We start from the raw sequence: 16,084 nt of genomic DNA on the forward strand, positions 1-16,084 counted from the left end.
AGGTTAAAATTGCATTAAAAAAGGGACTTTTAAAGTCCCTTTTTATATTTATAATGACTATTCAAACTGAAATCGAGCTAACAAACAACATAAGTACAGTTATATTTTAAAACCTTAAAGAGCTATCTAACCAAATAATCAGCTTATTTAAACTTTAAATCGATGTACTAAGTGATTTAGCTCATCAGTCAATTGTTCCATTTTTTTAGATACATCCTCAGTAGTTCGAGCAAGCGCCCCCCCTTCTAAAGTTTGATCGTTTAATGATGATAGGTTTTGACTTATTTCATCTGCAACCGTTGTCTGCTCTTCAGTCGCTTGCGCTGTTTGCATCGCCATATCATTTACTTTAGTAGACGAGCTTTGCATTGCATTAAGCACATCATTAGTTTGACTAAACGAGCCAACCGCATCATCTGCAAATTGCTTACCTTCATCTATCGCTTTAATTGATTGTTCTACGCTCGTTGCAAATTGCTCTATCATTTTTTGAATATCGTTTGTGCTTACTTGCGTGCGTGTAGCCAATGTTCTTACTTCATCTGCTACCACAGCAAAACCTCTGCCATATTCACCAGCTCGCGCGGCTTCAATAGCAGCATTAAGCGCCAGCAGATTTGTTTGCTCTGCAATTGCACGAATAACCTCAAGTACTTTGGCAATGTTATCAGAACTTTGTTGTAGTTCTGTAGAGCGCGCCATAGCTTGCTCCATATTTTGCGACAAAGAAATAATACGAGAACTAGAGTGCGCAACCGCTGTTAGTCCTTGCTGAGCTAAATTTAACGATTTATCAGCTTCTGTTGATGATTGCTGAGCAACACCTGCAACTTCTCTACTTGCTACACTCATCTCATGCACTGCACTTACTATTGACTCAGAGGCTTGGCTGAGCGTTTGATTTACAGCATTGTTTTTATTTGCAACCTGACTTAACTCACCTCCTAATTCACTTAGCTCTTTTGATTGCTCTAAAATATCGCGAATTAATTGCTGTAAGTTGTCGAGAAAACGATTGAACTGCGTTGCAAGTTCAGAAAATTCATCTTTAGACGTTATAGCGATCCTGCCAGTTAAATCGCCATCACCAGAGGCTATATCGTTAATACGAGAAGTTACATAGTTAATTTGCTGTGTTAATTGCTTAGGAATAAGGTAACTAAACCAACACGCCACTAATAAAATTAATATGACAAAAATAAGCATAGTTAACTTAGTTGAAGCAATTGTGTCTGATAGTTTTTGAACTTCTTCAACCGATGTTTGCTCTGCTAATTCACCAGCTTGATCAAGCGTAGCTCTTAATTCGTCAAATGCTTTTTCTGATTGAGACTGTTTTTTTAGATTTGTTTTATCATTCATATAGGCCAGTGAAGCGTTTAACCAAGTATTATAAGCACCATCAAAACCGCGAAGCTCATTTATAGCTTTTGGATAGTCCGATAACAAAGCTAAGTACTGCTCTAACCTTTGCGTTACTTGCTCAGCATTTTCTTTATGCTCTTGCAAATAAGCTTCTTTATTGTCGTTATGTGCGACTAAATTTAACTCAGCAACCTTTGCTTGATACAAATCCCTGTCGGCACTCAAAGCAAGAGACACAGCCTTAATAAATTTATCGGATTGCACATCTAATGCATTTTTTTGTAAGTTAATTAAGTATGAATACCCAATAATTAACGACAAGATAGCAATACCTAAAATAACAATAGGAAAAGAGACTTTGACGCGGATACTATTCAAATTCATTAATTACTCCAAAAAAAAACATATTTAATACCTACCTTTTTGATAATAAATCTAGTTTATAAAACCTAAAATCGCCATTGAGCGTTTAGCATTATTTGCTGCTGCGAGATTCGTTCATTAAATCCAATTGGCTCTCTATTTTTTGCAACACTTTTAAGTGCAGAACCTTCAACCCCTATTTGTAGTTTATTAGTGAGCTGGTAGCGCCATGTTGCGGTTAAACCTTCCCCATTGCTTGCATTAGGATCAAACGCAGTAGTGTCGTTATCTGTCACTTTAAAGTAATCGTAGCGTACAGAAACTCGATGCTTGCCTTCTTTATGGCTTAACATTAAATAATGGCTGTAAAAGGCATTATCTATTAAAGCATTAGCGCCCATTTCGGTTTTACCATTAAGTACCTGTGCTATAAAGCGGGTTTTATTATTAAACCTATAAAGCCAAGCGGCGCTTGTAAAGCGAGTATCCCAAGCATACTGCCCTGTACTAATATTAAGTGTGGTTGGGTCACCGTTATTGTTGTAATAATAAATTCGAAATTGTGATTTTTTTAAGTAATCCCAGTGTACGCCAGCGTAATAGCCAAAACGTCCGTCTACTTCTTCAAACGGTAAAACCTGATTAGCTTGCCAGCGTAATTCATACGTATTTAATGCCGCTACAGGCGCAAATTTAACACTTTCGTTAAATGTAGTTTGCCTATCGTGTAATGCAAAACCACGCCAAGCAAGTAAAGTACCGGCAGGGTCATTGCCTTTAAATGTAGCACCTACAAAACTAAAGCTATGAGCGCTGTTAAAACGTTTTGCTGGGCGCTTAATAGTTATCTCTGCGCCAACAGTGCGTACTTCCTCGCCAATCCAGCTATTAATAGCTGAGTTTGTATAGTTATAAGGAGAAGTCCACCCTATATCAGGGTTTTCAAGCGACATAAGTGGATAAAAGCCCCCTACACGCACATGCCATTTATAGTTGCTGTTAGATAGCGGCTGATACTTTACATAAGCTTGCGTAAAACCAAGGCCAACGTCAGGATCTTGATTCGCATTTAACACCCCATGAGCCGACCAACTAGATGCTAAATCAACATTAAAATTTAAAATACCTTGGGATAAAATCAGTTCGTCGCTTTTAGTATCGTGCCGATATAGCCCAAGGCCGCCCTCATGGAAGCTACGTATATCGTCACCCTGCACGGCTCTAATTTGTAACAAGCCTTTTACTTGTGCATACAATGCATTACTAAAACATAAAGCACCGGCTAAAAATATCAGCCTCGTTAAACGATTAATAGTCATCAAATTCATCCGTAGCAAAGTCAATTTGCTCCGCAATTTCCTGCTTTACTTTATAAGTGATCGGGTTAGTAGCCACAGTAATAGTTTGAGATTCAACCTTACTAATATCACTAAACCCAGAATGCCAAACACTTAACGTGTATTCGCCTACATTGGCATTTAAATCAACATGACCATTTTCATCAGTGATTGCAAAAATAGTACTATCGACCACCACAATATAACCTAACATCCAATCATGAATATTACAGCCAAGCTCAACAACCCCTGTTTGATCAAAAGTAATGGGCGCTTTTGGGTGCTCCTTATATAGCTTTAATTCAAATGTTTTAGCTTTAGAAAATGAATAAACATGATGCATGATTGAGTCCGCATTCGGAAACTCTACCTTTGCATTTTGTGGGACAACTAAAATACGCGGCTTAAATTCTCGATTTTGCTGGGTCATCGCATAAGGTGCTTCTGGAGGAATAACGCCATAGGAATCTCCTGCAGTTAGCCACACAACAGCATTAGGTAATGGGCCATTATTAGCATTTTTAATTGTTATATTTGCTGCAAAAACTCCAGTACTAACACTTAGTAAAAATACACAAAGTAAGCTTTTTATCATTTTCTTGTCGCTATTATCAATTTGTTTACATTATAGACCGATTAAACCACTAAATTCTTTCTATTTTTTAAAACATTGAATACGTATGTAGGCAGTCGTATTAATCATCAACAGTCATTATCCTTAAATGTCACCACCGACTCATCTAAGGACACACCATGAGAATCCCTGCACTTGTGCTTTTAGCCTTTGCTAGTAATAGCTACGGACAAACTGTAGAGCTAAAATCGCCAGACACACAAATAACAGTAAGCATCTCTGACGAAAACAACACGCCAAGCTACGCAATAAAATTTAAAAACAAAGCGGTTATAAACAAATCTTTACTGGGGTTTGAATTTAAAACACAAGCGGCCTTTAGCGACGGTTTTAAAATTAAAAGCATTGAACAACAAAGCGTTAACTCGCAGTGGCAACAACCTTGGGGCGAACGCCAAAACGTTGTTGACGAATATAACGAAGTAGCCGTTACCTTTACAAAAAACGAGCCAAATAAAGGTACCTACACTATTCGATTTAAAGCATTTGATAGTGGTGTAGGTTTTAGATACGAAGTGCCACAACAAACCGGCTTCGAACATACAGAAATAACCAAAGAGCTGACTGAGTTTGCAATAAACAATAGCCATGATGCAACAGCATGGTGGATACCTGCTCGTGGCTGGAACCGCTACGAATATGTTTACAACACTACTCCACTTAACGAAGCTCCACTAGCTCACACACCATTTACGTTTAAAACAAGTGACGGTACTCATATTAGTATTCATGAAGCCGCTCTTGTTGATTACGCGGGTATGGTGCTTAATCAGCGCCGTCCAGGCACATTTACAGCAGACTTAACCCCTTGGTCAGATGGTGTTGCCGTTAAAAAACAAGGTGCTTTTAAAACACCATGGCGCACCATTCAAATAGCCGACAGCGCTGTTGGCCTAGTTAATTCAGATATAATACTAAATTTAAACGAGCCTAATAATCTCGGTGACGTGTCGTGGGTTAAACCTGGCAAATACGTCGGTATTTGGTGGGGTATGCATATAAACACGCAAACTTGGGGTAGCGGTAAAAAACACGGCGCCACTACGCAAACCACAAAATACTATATGGATTTTGCAGCGCAGTATGGTTTTGATGGCGTACTCGTTGAAGGCTGGAATATTGGCTGGGATGGCGATTGGTACTTTAATGGCGATGTATTTAACTTTACCAAACCGTACGACGATTTTGATATAACAGCGCTTGCTCAATACGGCAAAGAAAAAGGCGTACATCTCATTGGCCATCACGAAACATCAGGCAATGTAAGCAACTACCGAGACCAAATGGAAGATGCCTTTACACTTTACGAAAAGTCAAACGTCAGCCAAGTAAAAACAGGTTATGTAGCCGATGGCGGAAATATAAAACGTATAGACAAAAACGGTATTGCGCGCCATGAATGGCATGACGGCCAATTTATGGTTAACGAATACCTTCATAACGTAAAGCTTGCGGCTAAACATAAAATTAGCATCAATACGCACGAGCCAATTAAAGATACAGGCCTGCGCCGTACTTACCCCAACTGGATCGCGCGCGAAGGTGCACGCGGGCAAGAATATAATGCATGGGGTTCGCCTCCTAACCCCCCAGAACACGTACCAATGCTTGCCTTTACCCGCATGCTCTCTGGCCCTATGGACTTTACGCCAGGTATTTTTGATATGAGCTTTAATGGTTTAGGAGGCGATACAAACCGCCCACAAACTACACTTGCCAAACAACTTGCACTTTATGTTGTGTTGTATAGCCCAATTCAAATGGCTGCCGACTTACCTAAAAACTATTTGGCTAAGCCCGACGCATTTCAATTTATTCAAGACGTACCAACAGATTGGCAGCAAAGTATTGCCCTTGATGGCGAAGTAGGCGACTTTATTGTATTTGCCCGTAAAGAACGTAAAAGCACTAAATACTCAGGAAACGATTGGTACCTAGGTGCTGTTACTGACGAGAAAGCCAGAACAATTGAGGTAAAGCTCGACTTTTTAGAGCAAGGTAAAAAGTTTGAAGCGCAAATTTATCAAGATGGTAAAAACGCAGAGTGGAAAAACAATCCATACGATTTAAATATCGAAAAACATGTAGTCACGGCAAGCGATAAACTAACCTTAAAACTCGCTACCAGCGGCGGCACAGCCATTCGCTTTAGGGCACTTTAATTTTTTATTATTATGCCTGCACCGTTTACGGAGCATTGGTAGATTTAAACCTACCAATGCTCTAACTAAGGCATGTTTGGTATTTATGCCAATTCACTTAATTATTATAAAACAACAAAAGCCCTGCCTTATTCTTTAAAAAGTTGAATTTAACAAATTATCAACAATAATTAACGCGATACAAGTGAACTACCAAACTAATAAAAATAAGGGCGTAATATTACAGTGTCAATTAAACCAAAACTTATTATGTTTGCTGCCCTAATTGGTTGTAGCAACGTACGCTCTGATACTCTTGATATTGCTGCACTCGACTTCTGCCCGTACGTTTGCAGTGATACCTCCGATAATAATTCCATAGGCTTTGTATTAGAGCTAGAAAAAATAATCTTAGAACGTGCAGGCCACCAAGTAAATTTTTATATAGTCCCTTATTTACGCTCTTTAAAAGGAACAGAGAGTGGAAAGTATGATGCTGTAGCTATAAGTAACGACAGTAGTTCAAAAGTAAATATATGTTCTAAAAACACTGTAGGCCCGATGATATATAGCTTTTACGTCAAAAAAGGCACTCAATGGCGTTACAATGGGATGGAGTCTCTAAAGTTAATAAGATTTGGCGTTATTGCAGGCTACGATTTTTCACCAATATCTCCTGAAGTTCAAAGCTACTTTGAAGAAAACCGCGATAACGAGCAGCTAATTCAGGTTCATCATGGTTCAGAAGATCTCATTTATCGCTTGTTTAAAAAACTGAAATTAGGCCGAATCGATACATTTAGTGAAGCTGCCTATGTAGCCGATTACAAACTACAAAAATATGGTCTGCAAGATAGCTTTGAAAAAGCAGGTCAGTTTGACAAAATACTATGGGGTAGGATGTGCTTCTCACCTAAAAACCCTAAAGCACATGAATATGCTCAACTTATAGATACTGGTATGCAGGAGCTCAGAAAATCTGGTGACCTTAAAAAAGTAATGCAAAAATATGGCTTATACGTTTGGGAGCCCGAGTAATACTTTTAACGGGCTTTATTTAAAAGCACAGAGCCAACCATGCTTTAGCTTACTTTGATACTGCAGGAGTTGATACCTTGATTGGCAAATATACTTGTGCACTTAAACCGCCTTCTGGGCGGTTTTCTAGTTTTACTTTACCGTCGTGCATATCAACAATGCGTTTAATAATGGCAAGGCCTAAGCCACTACCTTCACTGCCACGTGCAGCATCGCCTTGCTTAAAGGGCTCAAACACAGACTCTAATTCGTTTTCAGGGATCCCAGGACCACTATCGTTTACAGCGATAACTACATATTTTTTGTTTGAATTAAAGTAACTAAGTACTTCAACATCGCCCTCAGAATAACGCAGCGCATTACCAATCATGTTGGTAATTACACGTTTAATAGCCACAGAGCTTAAGGGTATATTGCCTATATTTGGATTACTTTTAAACGTAATAGTACGTTGATGCTGAAGCTCAGAATTAACAACCTCGGCAACTAAAGCATTTATATCTTCGCAACTTAGTTCTTCACGTTTATGGTGGCGTAAATACTCAATAAACTGATCGATAATCCCGTTCATATCTTCTATATCGTAAATAATACCTTCACGAAGATAGTCATCTTCATCAACCATCATTTCGGTGGCTAAACGGATACGCGTAAGCGGCGTACGTAAATCATGCGATACACCAGCCATTAGTAAACGGCGGTCGTTTTCAAGTGCGGCAATTCCGCGCGACATTTGATTAAACGCGCGCGTTACTTCTATTACTTCTGTTGAGCCTTCTTCTTCTAATTTGGTAGAAAAATCGCCTTTACCTACTTTCACTGCAGCTTGTTGCAGTGCTTTTAATGGCCTATTAAGGTGCCTTGCAAACAACCACCCACCCAGCACACTTAAAAAGCCAATACTTGATAAGTAAAAAGTTAAAAACTCTAAGTTATTCTCTTTAAAACCTTTAAGCGGTACTTTTACCCAATAACCTGGCGCTTGCGGTGCTTCAACCCAATAAATCAATGGATCAGTTTGGCTAATACGTACACGAGAATAACCACCAAGTTGCTCAGTCATACTACGCGATAGCATAGAATATTCGCGGCTTTGTCCAAGCCCTTGACGCATTGCTTCGCGCTGCGTCATCACTTCGATGCCGGTAATTTCAAAAAACTTCGCAGATACTTCGTCGTTTATTTCAACGCCATCTTCCCAGTCAATAAATACCGTTTTAATTTGCTTAGCAAGCATCAAGTTAACTTGCTCAATAGTTGGTTTTACAACATAAAAACTAACCGTAACATAAGACACTATTTGATTTATTAGCAACAAAGCCGCCACTAAAAAAACAGTTTGCCCAAAAGCACTGCGCGGAAACATGCCCATAAATATTACTTTTCACCGTCGGGAACAAACACATACCCCAAACCCCAAACGGTTTGAATATATCGAGGATTAGCAGCATCTACTTCAATCATGCGGCGAAGTCGCGACACTTGCACATCAATACTTCGCTCAAGCGCACTGTAATCGCGGCCACGCGCCAAGTTCATTAGCTTATCGCGGCTAAGTGGCTCACGCGGATGCGAAACAAGCGCTTTAAGCACTGCAAACTCACCACTGGTAAGCGATATTGTTTTATCCCCTTCACTCATTTCGCGCGTTGCTAAATTAAGCGTAAATTTACCAAAAGCGATTAAGTTTTCTTCAGCAGCTGGAGCACCTGGCACTTCTTTTGCGCGGCGGCGTAAAATTGCTTTTATGCGAGCAAGTAGCTCACGTGGATTAAATGGTTTTGGAATGTAATCGTCAGCGCCAAGTTCAAGACCAATAATACGGTCTACTTCGTCACCCTTTGCAGTAAGCATAACAATAGGAATTTCATTTTCTTTTTGGCGTAGTCGGCGGCAAATAGATAAACCATCCTCGCCTGGAAGCATTAAATCGAGAACCATTAAGTGAAAGTTTTCACGCTCTAGGAGTCTATCCATTTGCTCCGAGTTTCCTGCGGTTCTAACAATAAAGCCTTGCTCTACTAAGTAACGTTCAAGCAAACTGCGTAAGCGCATATCGTCATCAACAACTAATACTTTTGTGGTCTCGTGTCCCATAATCTCTTTCTTATTTTTATATCCAATTACTAGTTAATATAAATGAAAAACTTAATTATCAAAAACTAATTACTTGCTTAGATTGTTACTGAACATTTCAAAGCTTCCTTACTCGTACTTTATTACATTTTACGCTCGACAAATTTTGGCAAATTTAATAACGTGCACACCATTAGAGTTAATAAAGAATTGGTCATGAAAACAAATTTAGTTACTCGCGAAGGTTACTTGCAATTACAACAAGAACACGATCAACTATGGAACGTAAAACGCCCAGAAGTAACAAAAATAGTAAGCTGGGCAGCCAGCCTCGGAGATCGCTCTGAGAACGCAGACTATCAATATAACAAGCGATTGCTGCGCCAAATTGACCGCCGGGTACGCTACTTACGCAAACGCATACCTGATTTAAAAATTATTGACTACTCTCCCGTGCAAGATGGAAAAGTATTTTTTGGTGCATGGGTTGAAATTGAAAACGAAGAAGGTGAAGTTAAAAAGTTCAGAATTGTAGGTCCTGATGAAATTTACGACCGTAAAGATTACATATCAATAGACTCACCTATGGCGCGTGCGTTGATTAAAAAACAAGTAGATGACGAATTTGAAGTGACCACTCCTCAGGGAAAAAAGCAGTGGTATGTAAACAGTATCGATTACCAAAAAAAGAAATAAAAAGTTTTGATTCAGATCATGTTAACTTTTGATTGTGTAAATTAAAGCAATAAGCTATAACTGAATTATTCAAGTTGATTTGTTTAATTTGAAAGCAGTTAATTAAGGTCGTGATTATGTCAAACATGGTACAGCGCATATTTAGTAATGCCGTATTGTTTGCACTTTTAATGAGTGTAAGTTTGACGCTGCATGCCAGCAACACTGACGTAAACCTTGATAACGCTAAACTATCTAATCACTTTATTACTTGTGATATTCCTGACCAAGCAAACCTCGATTTTGACGTGGACTCTCACGTTAACACTATTACCTTTAGGTCGCCTCAACCACTTCCTAATGTCGTAGATTCTTTTTATAAGAGCACTAATCTAAACAGACCTTTTAGCACTGCATACCAACGCGGACCACCTAGCTATTTAATTTAATTCATTATTTTACAACTTAATTAAATTTTATAACTACTAAGGTGACTACTATGTCTAACTTTAAAGAATTACGTACCCAAAATATTTCTCATGGCGTTATTGCTAGCACATTTGCAGATGATCAACCATTAATCGATTTATCTTCTCCAGCGCTAAAAATGGTGAATAACTTTACTCAAAAAACACCTATTCGTGCAGAGCATGGAACAACGATTACAGATGCACTTAAACAAGTAAGTGCACAACAATCTGACTTTGTTTTAGTAACAGACGAACACCAAAAATTAATTGGCCTAGTTTCTAGCGCCGATTTACAAAGCTCTAAAATTACTATTATTGCAGAGCGCTTAAATATGCAACGAAGCGAAGTAAGCTTACGTGACATCATGACACCAGTTAACCGCCTTACAGGTGTAAGTATGCAAAGCTTAAGCTACGCATGCATTGGTGATGCGCTGCAAACGATGGAGCATCAGGGCACAATGTTTTTATTAGTTACAACGGCGAGTAACGAAATTTGTGGTTTAATTTCAGCTCGCCAAATAGCTAAAACATTACATATTCCTGTACATATCTCACCTATTGCTCACTCTTTCAGTGAGGTATTAGAAAACATTGAGCACCCTCACTAGGGCGCTCTTTTAGTTGAATTGATTTGCTCCCGACCCAACCATCTTAAAGCAAGTAAAATAGCTTGCTTTAAGAGCTTTTCATTACTACCTCCTGTGATATTATTCAAGCAATTAACAGCGCCAGTAACACCCTTCTGGTCTTATTTTATTGTATAAAAAGGTTTTTGCATGAGCGATATCTCTGCACGTTTAGCCGGTGAGTTAAACGCACAGCAGCAACAGGTTGTTGCTGCAACAAAGTTACTTGATGAAGGCGCAACTGTTCCTTTTATTGCCCGCTACAGAAAAGAAGTTACAGGCGGCCTAGACGACACCCAATTACGCCTTTTAGAGCAGCGTTTATCGTATTTACGTGAACTAGAAGAGCGCCGTAGTTTTATTTTATCGACAATCGAATCGCAAAATAAACTAACGCCAGAGCTAAGTGCCGATATAACTAATGCACAAAGTAAAACAGAACTTGAAGATTTATACCTACCATATAAAGCTAAGCGCCGCACTAAAGGCCAAATAGCAATTGAAGCTGGTTTAGAGCCTCTTGCAGATGCACTATTTAAAGATGCTAACCTTGACCCAGAGCAACAAGCGGAACAGTTTGTAAGTGCTGAAAAAGGTTTTGCAGATACAAAAGCGGTACTTGAAGGCGCTAAATTCATCTTAATGGAACGCTTTGCTGAAGACGCAAAATTACTTGCTAAATTTAGAAGCCACATTAGCCAAAATGGCGCAATTGAAAGTACTGTGATTAAAGGCCAAGAGCAAGCCGGTGCAAAATACCGTGATTACTTTGAGCATCAAGAACTTCTTAAAAAAGTACCTTCTCACCGTGCGCTTGCAATGCTTAGAGCTCGAAATGAAGGTGTACTTCAGTTAAATATAAACCCAGAGCCTAGTGCAGAAAATTCAGCACAATTATGTGCAAACATGATTGCTGAGCATTACCGTTTAGATATTAAATATAAAGCGGCAAGTCCTTGGTTATTAAACGTTGTTCAATGGGCGTGGAAAGTTAAGCTAGGGTTACACCTAGAGAATGAGTTTTTTGCAGCAATGCGCGAAAAAGCAGAAGCCGGTGCAATAGATGTATTTGCTAAAAACTTAAAAGATTTATTAATGGCTGCACCTGCAGGCCCTCGTACTACTTTAGGTCTTGATCCAGGCCTTCGTACTGGCTGTAAGATTGCCGTTGTTGATAGCACAGGTAAATTACTAGCTACACAAACTATTTTCCCTCATGCACCACAAAATCATTGGGATAAATCAGTGCGTACGTTAGAGCAACTTTGCCGTCAGCATAAAGTTGAGCTAATTGCGATTGGTAACGGTACTGCATCACGCGAATCAGATAAGTTGGTTGCTGAGCTTATCAAAGCAAACAGCGAACTTAAGCTTAGTAAAATTATGGTTAGCGAAGCGGGTGCATCGGTTTACTCAGCTTCTGAATTTGCAGCTAATGAATTTCCAGATTTAGATGTTTCTATACGAGGGGCTGTCTCTATTGCACGCCGCCTTCAAGATCCTCTTGCTGAACTTGTTAAAATTGAGCCAAAATCAATTGGTGTTGGCCAATACCAACATGATGTATCACAAAGCCAGTTAGGCCAGAGCCTTATTTCAGTAGTTGAAGACTGTGTAAACTCAGTAGGCGTAGATTTAAACATGGCCTCGGTACCGTTACTTACACGCGTATCTGGTTTAAACAAAACATTAGCGCAAAATATCGTTAATTATCGCGATGCTAACGGCACATTTACTAAACGTAGTGAGCTTAAAAAGGTTGAGCGTTTAGGGCCAAAAGCATTTGAACAAGCGGCTGGTTTTTTACGTATTAACAATGGTAGCGATCCACTAGATAACTCATCAGTACACCCTGAAGCTTATCCTGTTGTTAAACGCATTTGTGAACGCAATAGCTTAGATGTCAGTAACCTAATTGGTAACAGCGACTTTTTAACTAAACTTGCTGCTAACGATTACACTGACGAAAAGTTTGGCTTACCAACCGTTACCGACATTATTACTGAGCTTGATAAACCTGGTCGAGATCCTCGACCTGAATTTAAAACAGCTGAGTTTAAAGCCGGTGTTGAAAAAATTAGTGACCTAAAACTAGGTATGATTTTAGAAGGCGTGGTTTCAAACGTTGCTAATTTTGGTGCGTTTGTTGATGTAGGTGTTCACCAAGATGGTTTAGTGCATATTTCAGCAATCACGAATAAATTTATATCAGATCCGCGTGAAGTTGTTAAAGCTGGTGATATTGTAAAGGTTAAAGTTGTTGAAGTAGACGCTGCACGTAAACGCATAAGCTTTACTATGCGCTTAGATGACGATATTGACACAAGTAATAAGTCAGCAGCTCCAGCTACGCAAAAGCCACAAGCACGTGCTAATAATTCGCAACCTCGCGCTGCAAAGCCTAAACGTGACAACGGTAATGCGTTAATGGGCAATGCATTTGCCGATGCGTTCGCTAATGCTAAAGTAAAAAAATAATACTTGTACAACTAAGCTAAAACGAAAAAAACCGCGTAAGCGGTTTTTTTGTGGTTATGTTTTGCTAAATTATTAACTTAACGCTGAAAAACTACTTTGGCTCGCTGGCGATGTAGCCATTTGATAAAAGTTAGCAATACGCCCCGCCCGTGCTTCAACATCGGCATCACGTGTTTGCTCGTCACTTTTAGCTGTTTTTGTATCGCTGCTTTCATCGCTAGAGAATGACGCTTCAAGTTTACTTTTTGCGTCTTCTTCTTTTTCAGGTTGTGCAAGCTCAGCTTGAGCCGCTGCTAGCTTTTGCGTAGCATCTGCAGCAATAGAGCGATCAGCTCCCGAAGGCTCTGCAGGCGCTAATGCGGCAGCGCGTACCGTTTGCATTTTGTCTATAGTTGCTTGCGGGTCACCCGGAATTTCTGATACATCTATTTGTACTTCTCCGCCAACTGCGTAGTTAGTACCATCTGGGCCACGTTGGTATTCATAGCTTGGCGAGCCAGCATATTGCCCGCCTACAGAAGCGTGTGCTTGTTCGTGTATTCGTACTTCAGTATCCCGTGCTTTTAGCTCTGTAATTTGTTGTTGTTCTTGTTCTAATTGCAGCTCTTCTTGCTCAGATTCTTTTTTCTCAATTGCTTCACTTTCTTGCTCAGTGCCCTCAGGATTTTCTGAGTTTCCATCGCGCTGCTGAACTGACTTTTCGTCTGCTATTTTTCCCGTTGCGTTATACGTCGCACCATCGCTACTGCCTGGCAATTTTGCTTTTTCAGCATCACTTTGCGCTTTGGTTTCTGTATTACTTGCGCTACTAGATGCGGGAGCCGGAATAACTTCGCGTAGTTGGTTGTCACGCCGTGCGGTTTCCGTATAAACATTTGCGGTGTTTATATTAATAGACGGAAATGGCGTGACAATATTCATAATACTAAACTTTAATATCGATTAACGTGCCAAGTACATCATCGGCCGTTTGAATTGATTGCGTATTTGCCTTGGCATTAAACTCTTCAACTTTTAAGTTAACAAGCGCTTCATCAACACGAGCTGGTTGTGCTACTGGTGCAGTAATCGCTTCTTCAGGGCGTGCTGCCGTAAGCTGACGTTGCTGCGCTAATTGCGCGTCATCTTGTTGTTCTATACTGGCACGGTTAATCTCAGCACTGGCTTTTTCAATACCTTGGCTAGCTCGGTTAAACCCTTCTATACCACTATTAAATACTGATCCGATTGGCATATTAAAACCTCCACCAAATAAATATTGTTTAATTATCGCTCAGGTTCTGCTCAAAATAAAGCTTTAAACAGCGCTATTCTTAGCTCTATTTTAAAGCATTGATTTAACGACAGATAAAAACTCACTTTTATGAGAAATAAATGGTGCATGAGATGCTTTATCTAGTACTTCATATTCAAACTCAGTATTTAGTGCTGACATTTTGCTAATTGCTTTATAAGGTACTAAAGCATCAAGCCGGCCAAATACTCCTCTAATAGGGACTGGGCAATGAGTAAATAAGTCACGTAAATCGTCGTTTTGTAAAATATCTAAACCAGCACTCAGGGCATCGCTTTGGGGTGCGCGGTACTGATTTAGCAATTGTTTAAGCTGCTTTATATCATCACGCGCCGACTCGCTACCCATTGCTTGAATAGCTAAAAAGCGCTCTATTGTTTTTTCTCGATGATTAACTAACTGCTCTTTAAACTGCGCCAATACATTCGCTTTTATTCCAGGCCAATTATCTGCCTCAGCAAAAAAAGGAGTCGATGCTATTAAAATAACTTTAGATACTTTTTCAGGCCAATGCTTAGCAATATAAAGTGCAAATAATCCACCTAACGACCATCCCATTAAAATGCTCTTCGGCTTTAATTGCTTACTTAAAATTTCTGCTGCATCATGCAAAGTATAAGGGCTTGGGCAAACATGGCTATTACCAAACCCAGGTATGTCATGGCTACGTACATTTCCTGAATATAAAAACTCAAGTTCTGGCTGTACTAACTGCCATACACCCTGATTCATTCCCCAACCATGTAATAACACTAACTCATTTTGCATATTTGCCTAACCTTTACCAAACTTAGGCTCATCATAACGTTTAGAAAGGCGATTGCAATGCAAGGAGCGAGTCTGTGAAACAAGCCGTTTTAAATTGGTTATTTCCCTCCTATTGCGTGCAGTGTCAAAACTCGATTGCGACCTCTTTAGGGCTATGTGATTATTGCCTTGAAGATTTACCATTGTTTGATTTTAGTAAGCATACGAGTTTATTGCATCGACCTGATATTATTGAGATGTTTCCTAATTGCGAGTTTGATAAATTATTTGCATGCGCTTTTTATCAGCCTCCCTTTGAGCATTGGCTTAAAAGGCTAAAATTTAATAATCAAATTCATTATAAAAAGGCATTGCAGCAAATTATACAAAAACAGTTAACGCAGTTTTTTGAGCAAAGCCCTAACTTGCCAGATACCTTTATTATTTTACCTCTTCATAAAAGCCGCTTTATTACTCGTGGATTTAATCAGGTAAGCCAAGTTTGGCAACCCTGTTTAGCTAATTACGCCCCACTAAGTAATGTTCTTATTCGCGATAAAAAAACACAAGCTCAGTCGGAGCTATCCAAAGCAAAGCGTATAAGAAACTTAAAAAATGCCTTTATTTGTACACAGGATATGGCCGGTAAAACAGTCGCTATTGTTGATGATGTGATGACGACAGGGGCAACATTAAACGCAGCTACTAGTGCACTAAAACAAGCAGGCGCTAAACAAGTGTGGGCTTTTACAACTTGCTTAACGCCTATTTAATTATTAAAAAGTATTAAACCAATCCGCAATAATACTTAATCATTTTGTTGGGCTAAACGTGTCG

At 39.4% G+C, this 16,084-nt stretch carries 15 protein-coding genes; 7 read left to right on the plus strand and 8 right to left on the minus strand.

Going from position 1 to position 16,084, the window contains the following annotated elements:
* Positions 1–147: 147 nt before the first annotated feature.
* From H5090_RS12580 to H5090_RS12590, 3 genes are all read right to left on the minus strand, one after another.
* On the minus strand, positions 148–1,749 hold the full coding sequence (locus H5090_RS12580; RefSeq protein ID WP_182695861.1) for a methyl-accepting chemotaxis protein: 1,602 nt from the start codon (positions 1,747–1,749) through the stop codon (positions 148–150).
* 65 nt (positions 1,750–1,814) lie between these two features.
* Positions 1,815–3,047, minus strand: a complete 1,233-nt coding sequence (locus H5090_RS12585) for a hypothetical protein (protein WP_182695862.1) — start codon at positions 3,045–3,047, stop codon at positions 1,815–1,817.
* Complete coding sequence (locus H5090_RS12590; RefSeq protein ID WP_182695863.1) at positions 3,037–3,660, minus strand: methylamine utilization protein; 624 nt, start codon at positions 3,658–3,660, stop codon at positions 3,037–3,039. The genes H5090_RS12585 and H5090_RS12590 overlap by 11 nt, the downstream gene beginning before the upstream one ends.
* 158 nt (positions 3,661–3,818) lie before the next feature.
* Between H5090_RS12590 and H5090_RS12595 the strand changes: the two genes are divergently transcribed.
* Together H5090_RS12595 and H5090_RS12600 are read left to right on the plus strand one after the other, a co-directional pair.
* Positions 3,819–5,861, plus strand: a complete 2,043-nt coding sequence (locus tag H5090_RS12595) for a glycoside hydrolase family 97 protein (RefSeq protein WP_182695864.1) — start codon at positions 3,819–3,821, stop codon at positions 5,859–5,861.
* 225 nt (positions 5,862–6,086) lie between these two features.
* Entirely contained in the window at positions 6,087–6,878 is a 792-nt protein-coding gene (locus tag H5090_RS12600) for an ABC transporter substrate-binding protein (protein ID WP_182695865.1), read from the plus strand.
* A 49-nt stretch (positions 6,879–6,927) separates the two neighbouring features.
* Here the strand turns inward: H5090_RS12600 and envZ are convergent, their stop codons facing one another.
* Together envZ and ompR are read right to left on the minus strand one after the other, a co-directional pair.
* Positions 6,928–8,250 carry a two-component system sensor histidine kinase EnvZ gene (gene envZ, locus H5090_RS12605; protein WP_182695866.1) on the minus strand — a complete coding sequence of 441 codons (1,323 nt, stop codon included), beginning with the start codon at positions 8,248–8,250 and terminating at the stop codon, positions 6,928–6,930.
* Positions 8,251–8,255: 5 nt separating this feature from the next.
* Positions 8,256–8,975 carry a two-component system response regulator OmpR gene (ompR, locus tag H5090_RS12610; RefSeq protein ID WP_002959552.1) on the minus strand — a complete coding sequence of 240 codons (720 nt, stop codon included), beginning with the start codon at positions 8,973–8,975 and terminating at the stop codon, positions 8,256–8,258.
* Positions 8,976–9,170: 195 nt separating this feature from the next.
* Between ompR and greB the strand changes: the two genes are divergently transcribed.
* The 4 genes from greB to H5090_RS12630 all read left to right on the plus strand — a co-directional run bounded on the left by greB (position 9,171) and on the right by H5090_RS12630 (position 13,206).
* The gene (gene greB, locus H5090_RS12615; protein ID WP_002959554.1) at positions 9,171–9,650 is read left to right on the plus strand and encodes a transcription elongation factor GreB; all 480 of its coding nucleotides are present in this window, start codon (positions 9,171–9,173) and stop codon (positions 9,648–9,650) included.
* 116 nt (positions 9,651–9,766) lie between these two features.
* Complete coding sequence (locus tag H5090_RS12620; RefSeq protein WP_138489777.1) at positions 9,767–10,078, plus strand: hypothetical protein; 312 nt, start codon at positions 9,767–9,769, stop codon at positions 10,076–10,078.
* A gap of 50 nt (positions 10,079–10,128) precedes the next feature.
* Positions 10,129–10,710 carry a CBS domain-containing protein gene (locus H5090_RS12625; RefSeq protein ID WP_039489108.1) on the plus strand — a complete coding sequence of 194 codons (582 nt, stop codon included), beginning with the start codon at positions 10,129–10,131 and terminating at the stop codon, positions 10,708–10,710.
* A gap of 168 nt (positions 10,711–10,878) precedes the next feature.
* Positions 10,879–13,206 carry a Tex family protein gene (locus tag H5090_RS12630; RefSeq protein WP_182695867.1) on the plus strand — a complete coding sequence of 776 codons (2,328 nt, stop codon included), beginning with the start codon at positions 10,879–10,881 and terminating at the stop codon, positions 13,204–13,206.
* A gap of 72 nt (positions 13,207–13,278) precedes the next feature.
* Here the strand turns inward: H5090_RS12630 and H5090_RS12635 are convergent, their stop codons facing one another.
* The 3 genes from H5090_RS12635 to bioH all read right to left on the minus strand — a co-directional run bounded on the left by H5090_RS12635 (position 13,279) and on the right by bioH (position 15,268).
* On the minus strand, positions 13,279–14,127 hold the full coding sequence (locus H5090_RS12635) for a putative metalloprotease CJM1_0395 family protein (protein ID WP_182695868.1): 849 nt from the start codon (positions 14,125–14,127) through the stop codon (positions 13,279–13,281).
* A gap of 4 nt (positions 14,128–14,131) precedes the next feature.
* On the minus strand, positions 14,132–14,440 hold the full coding sequence (locus H5090_RS12640) for a hypothetical protein (protein ID WP_002959563.1): 309 nt from the start codon (positions 14,438–14,440) through the stop codon (positions 14,132–14,134).
* 90 nt (positions 14,441–14,530) lie between these two features.
* Positions 14,531–15,268: a pimeloyl-ACP methyl ester esterase BioH gene (gene bioH / locus H5090_RS12645; RefSeq protein ID WP_182695869.1), complete on the minus strand. Its 738-nt coding sequence runs from the start codon at positions 15,266–15,268 to the stop codon at positions 14,531–14,533.
* A gap of 74 nt (positions 15,269–15,342) precedes the next feature.
* Here bioH and H5090_RS12650 point away from each other — a divergent pair, with 74 nt between their 5' ends.
* On the plus strand, positions 15,343–16,020 hold the full coding sequence (locus tag H5090_RS12650; protein ID WP_182694083.1) for a ComF family protein: 678 nt from the start codon (positions 15,343–15,345) through the stop codon (positions 16,018–16,020).
* The last annotated feature ends 64 nt before the right edge of the window (positions 16,021–16,084 follow it).

This window comes from Pseudoalteromonas sp. SR43-5, from assembly GCF_014163835.1.
In the GTDB taxonomy this organism is placed as follows: Bacteria; Pseudomonadota; Gammaproteobacteria; order Enterobacterales; family Alteromonadaceae; genus Pseudoalteromonas; species Pseudoalteromonas distincta.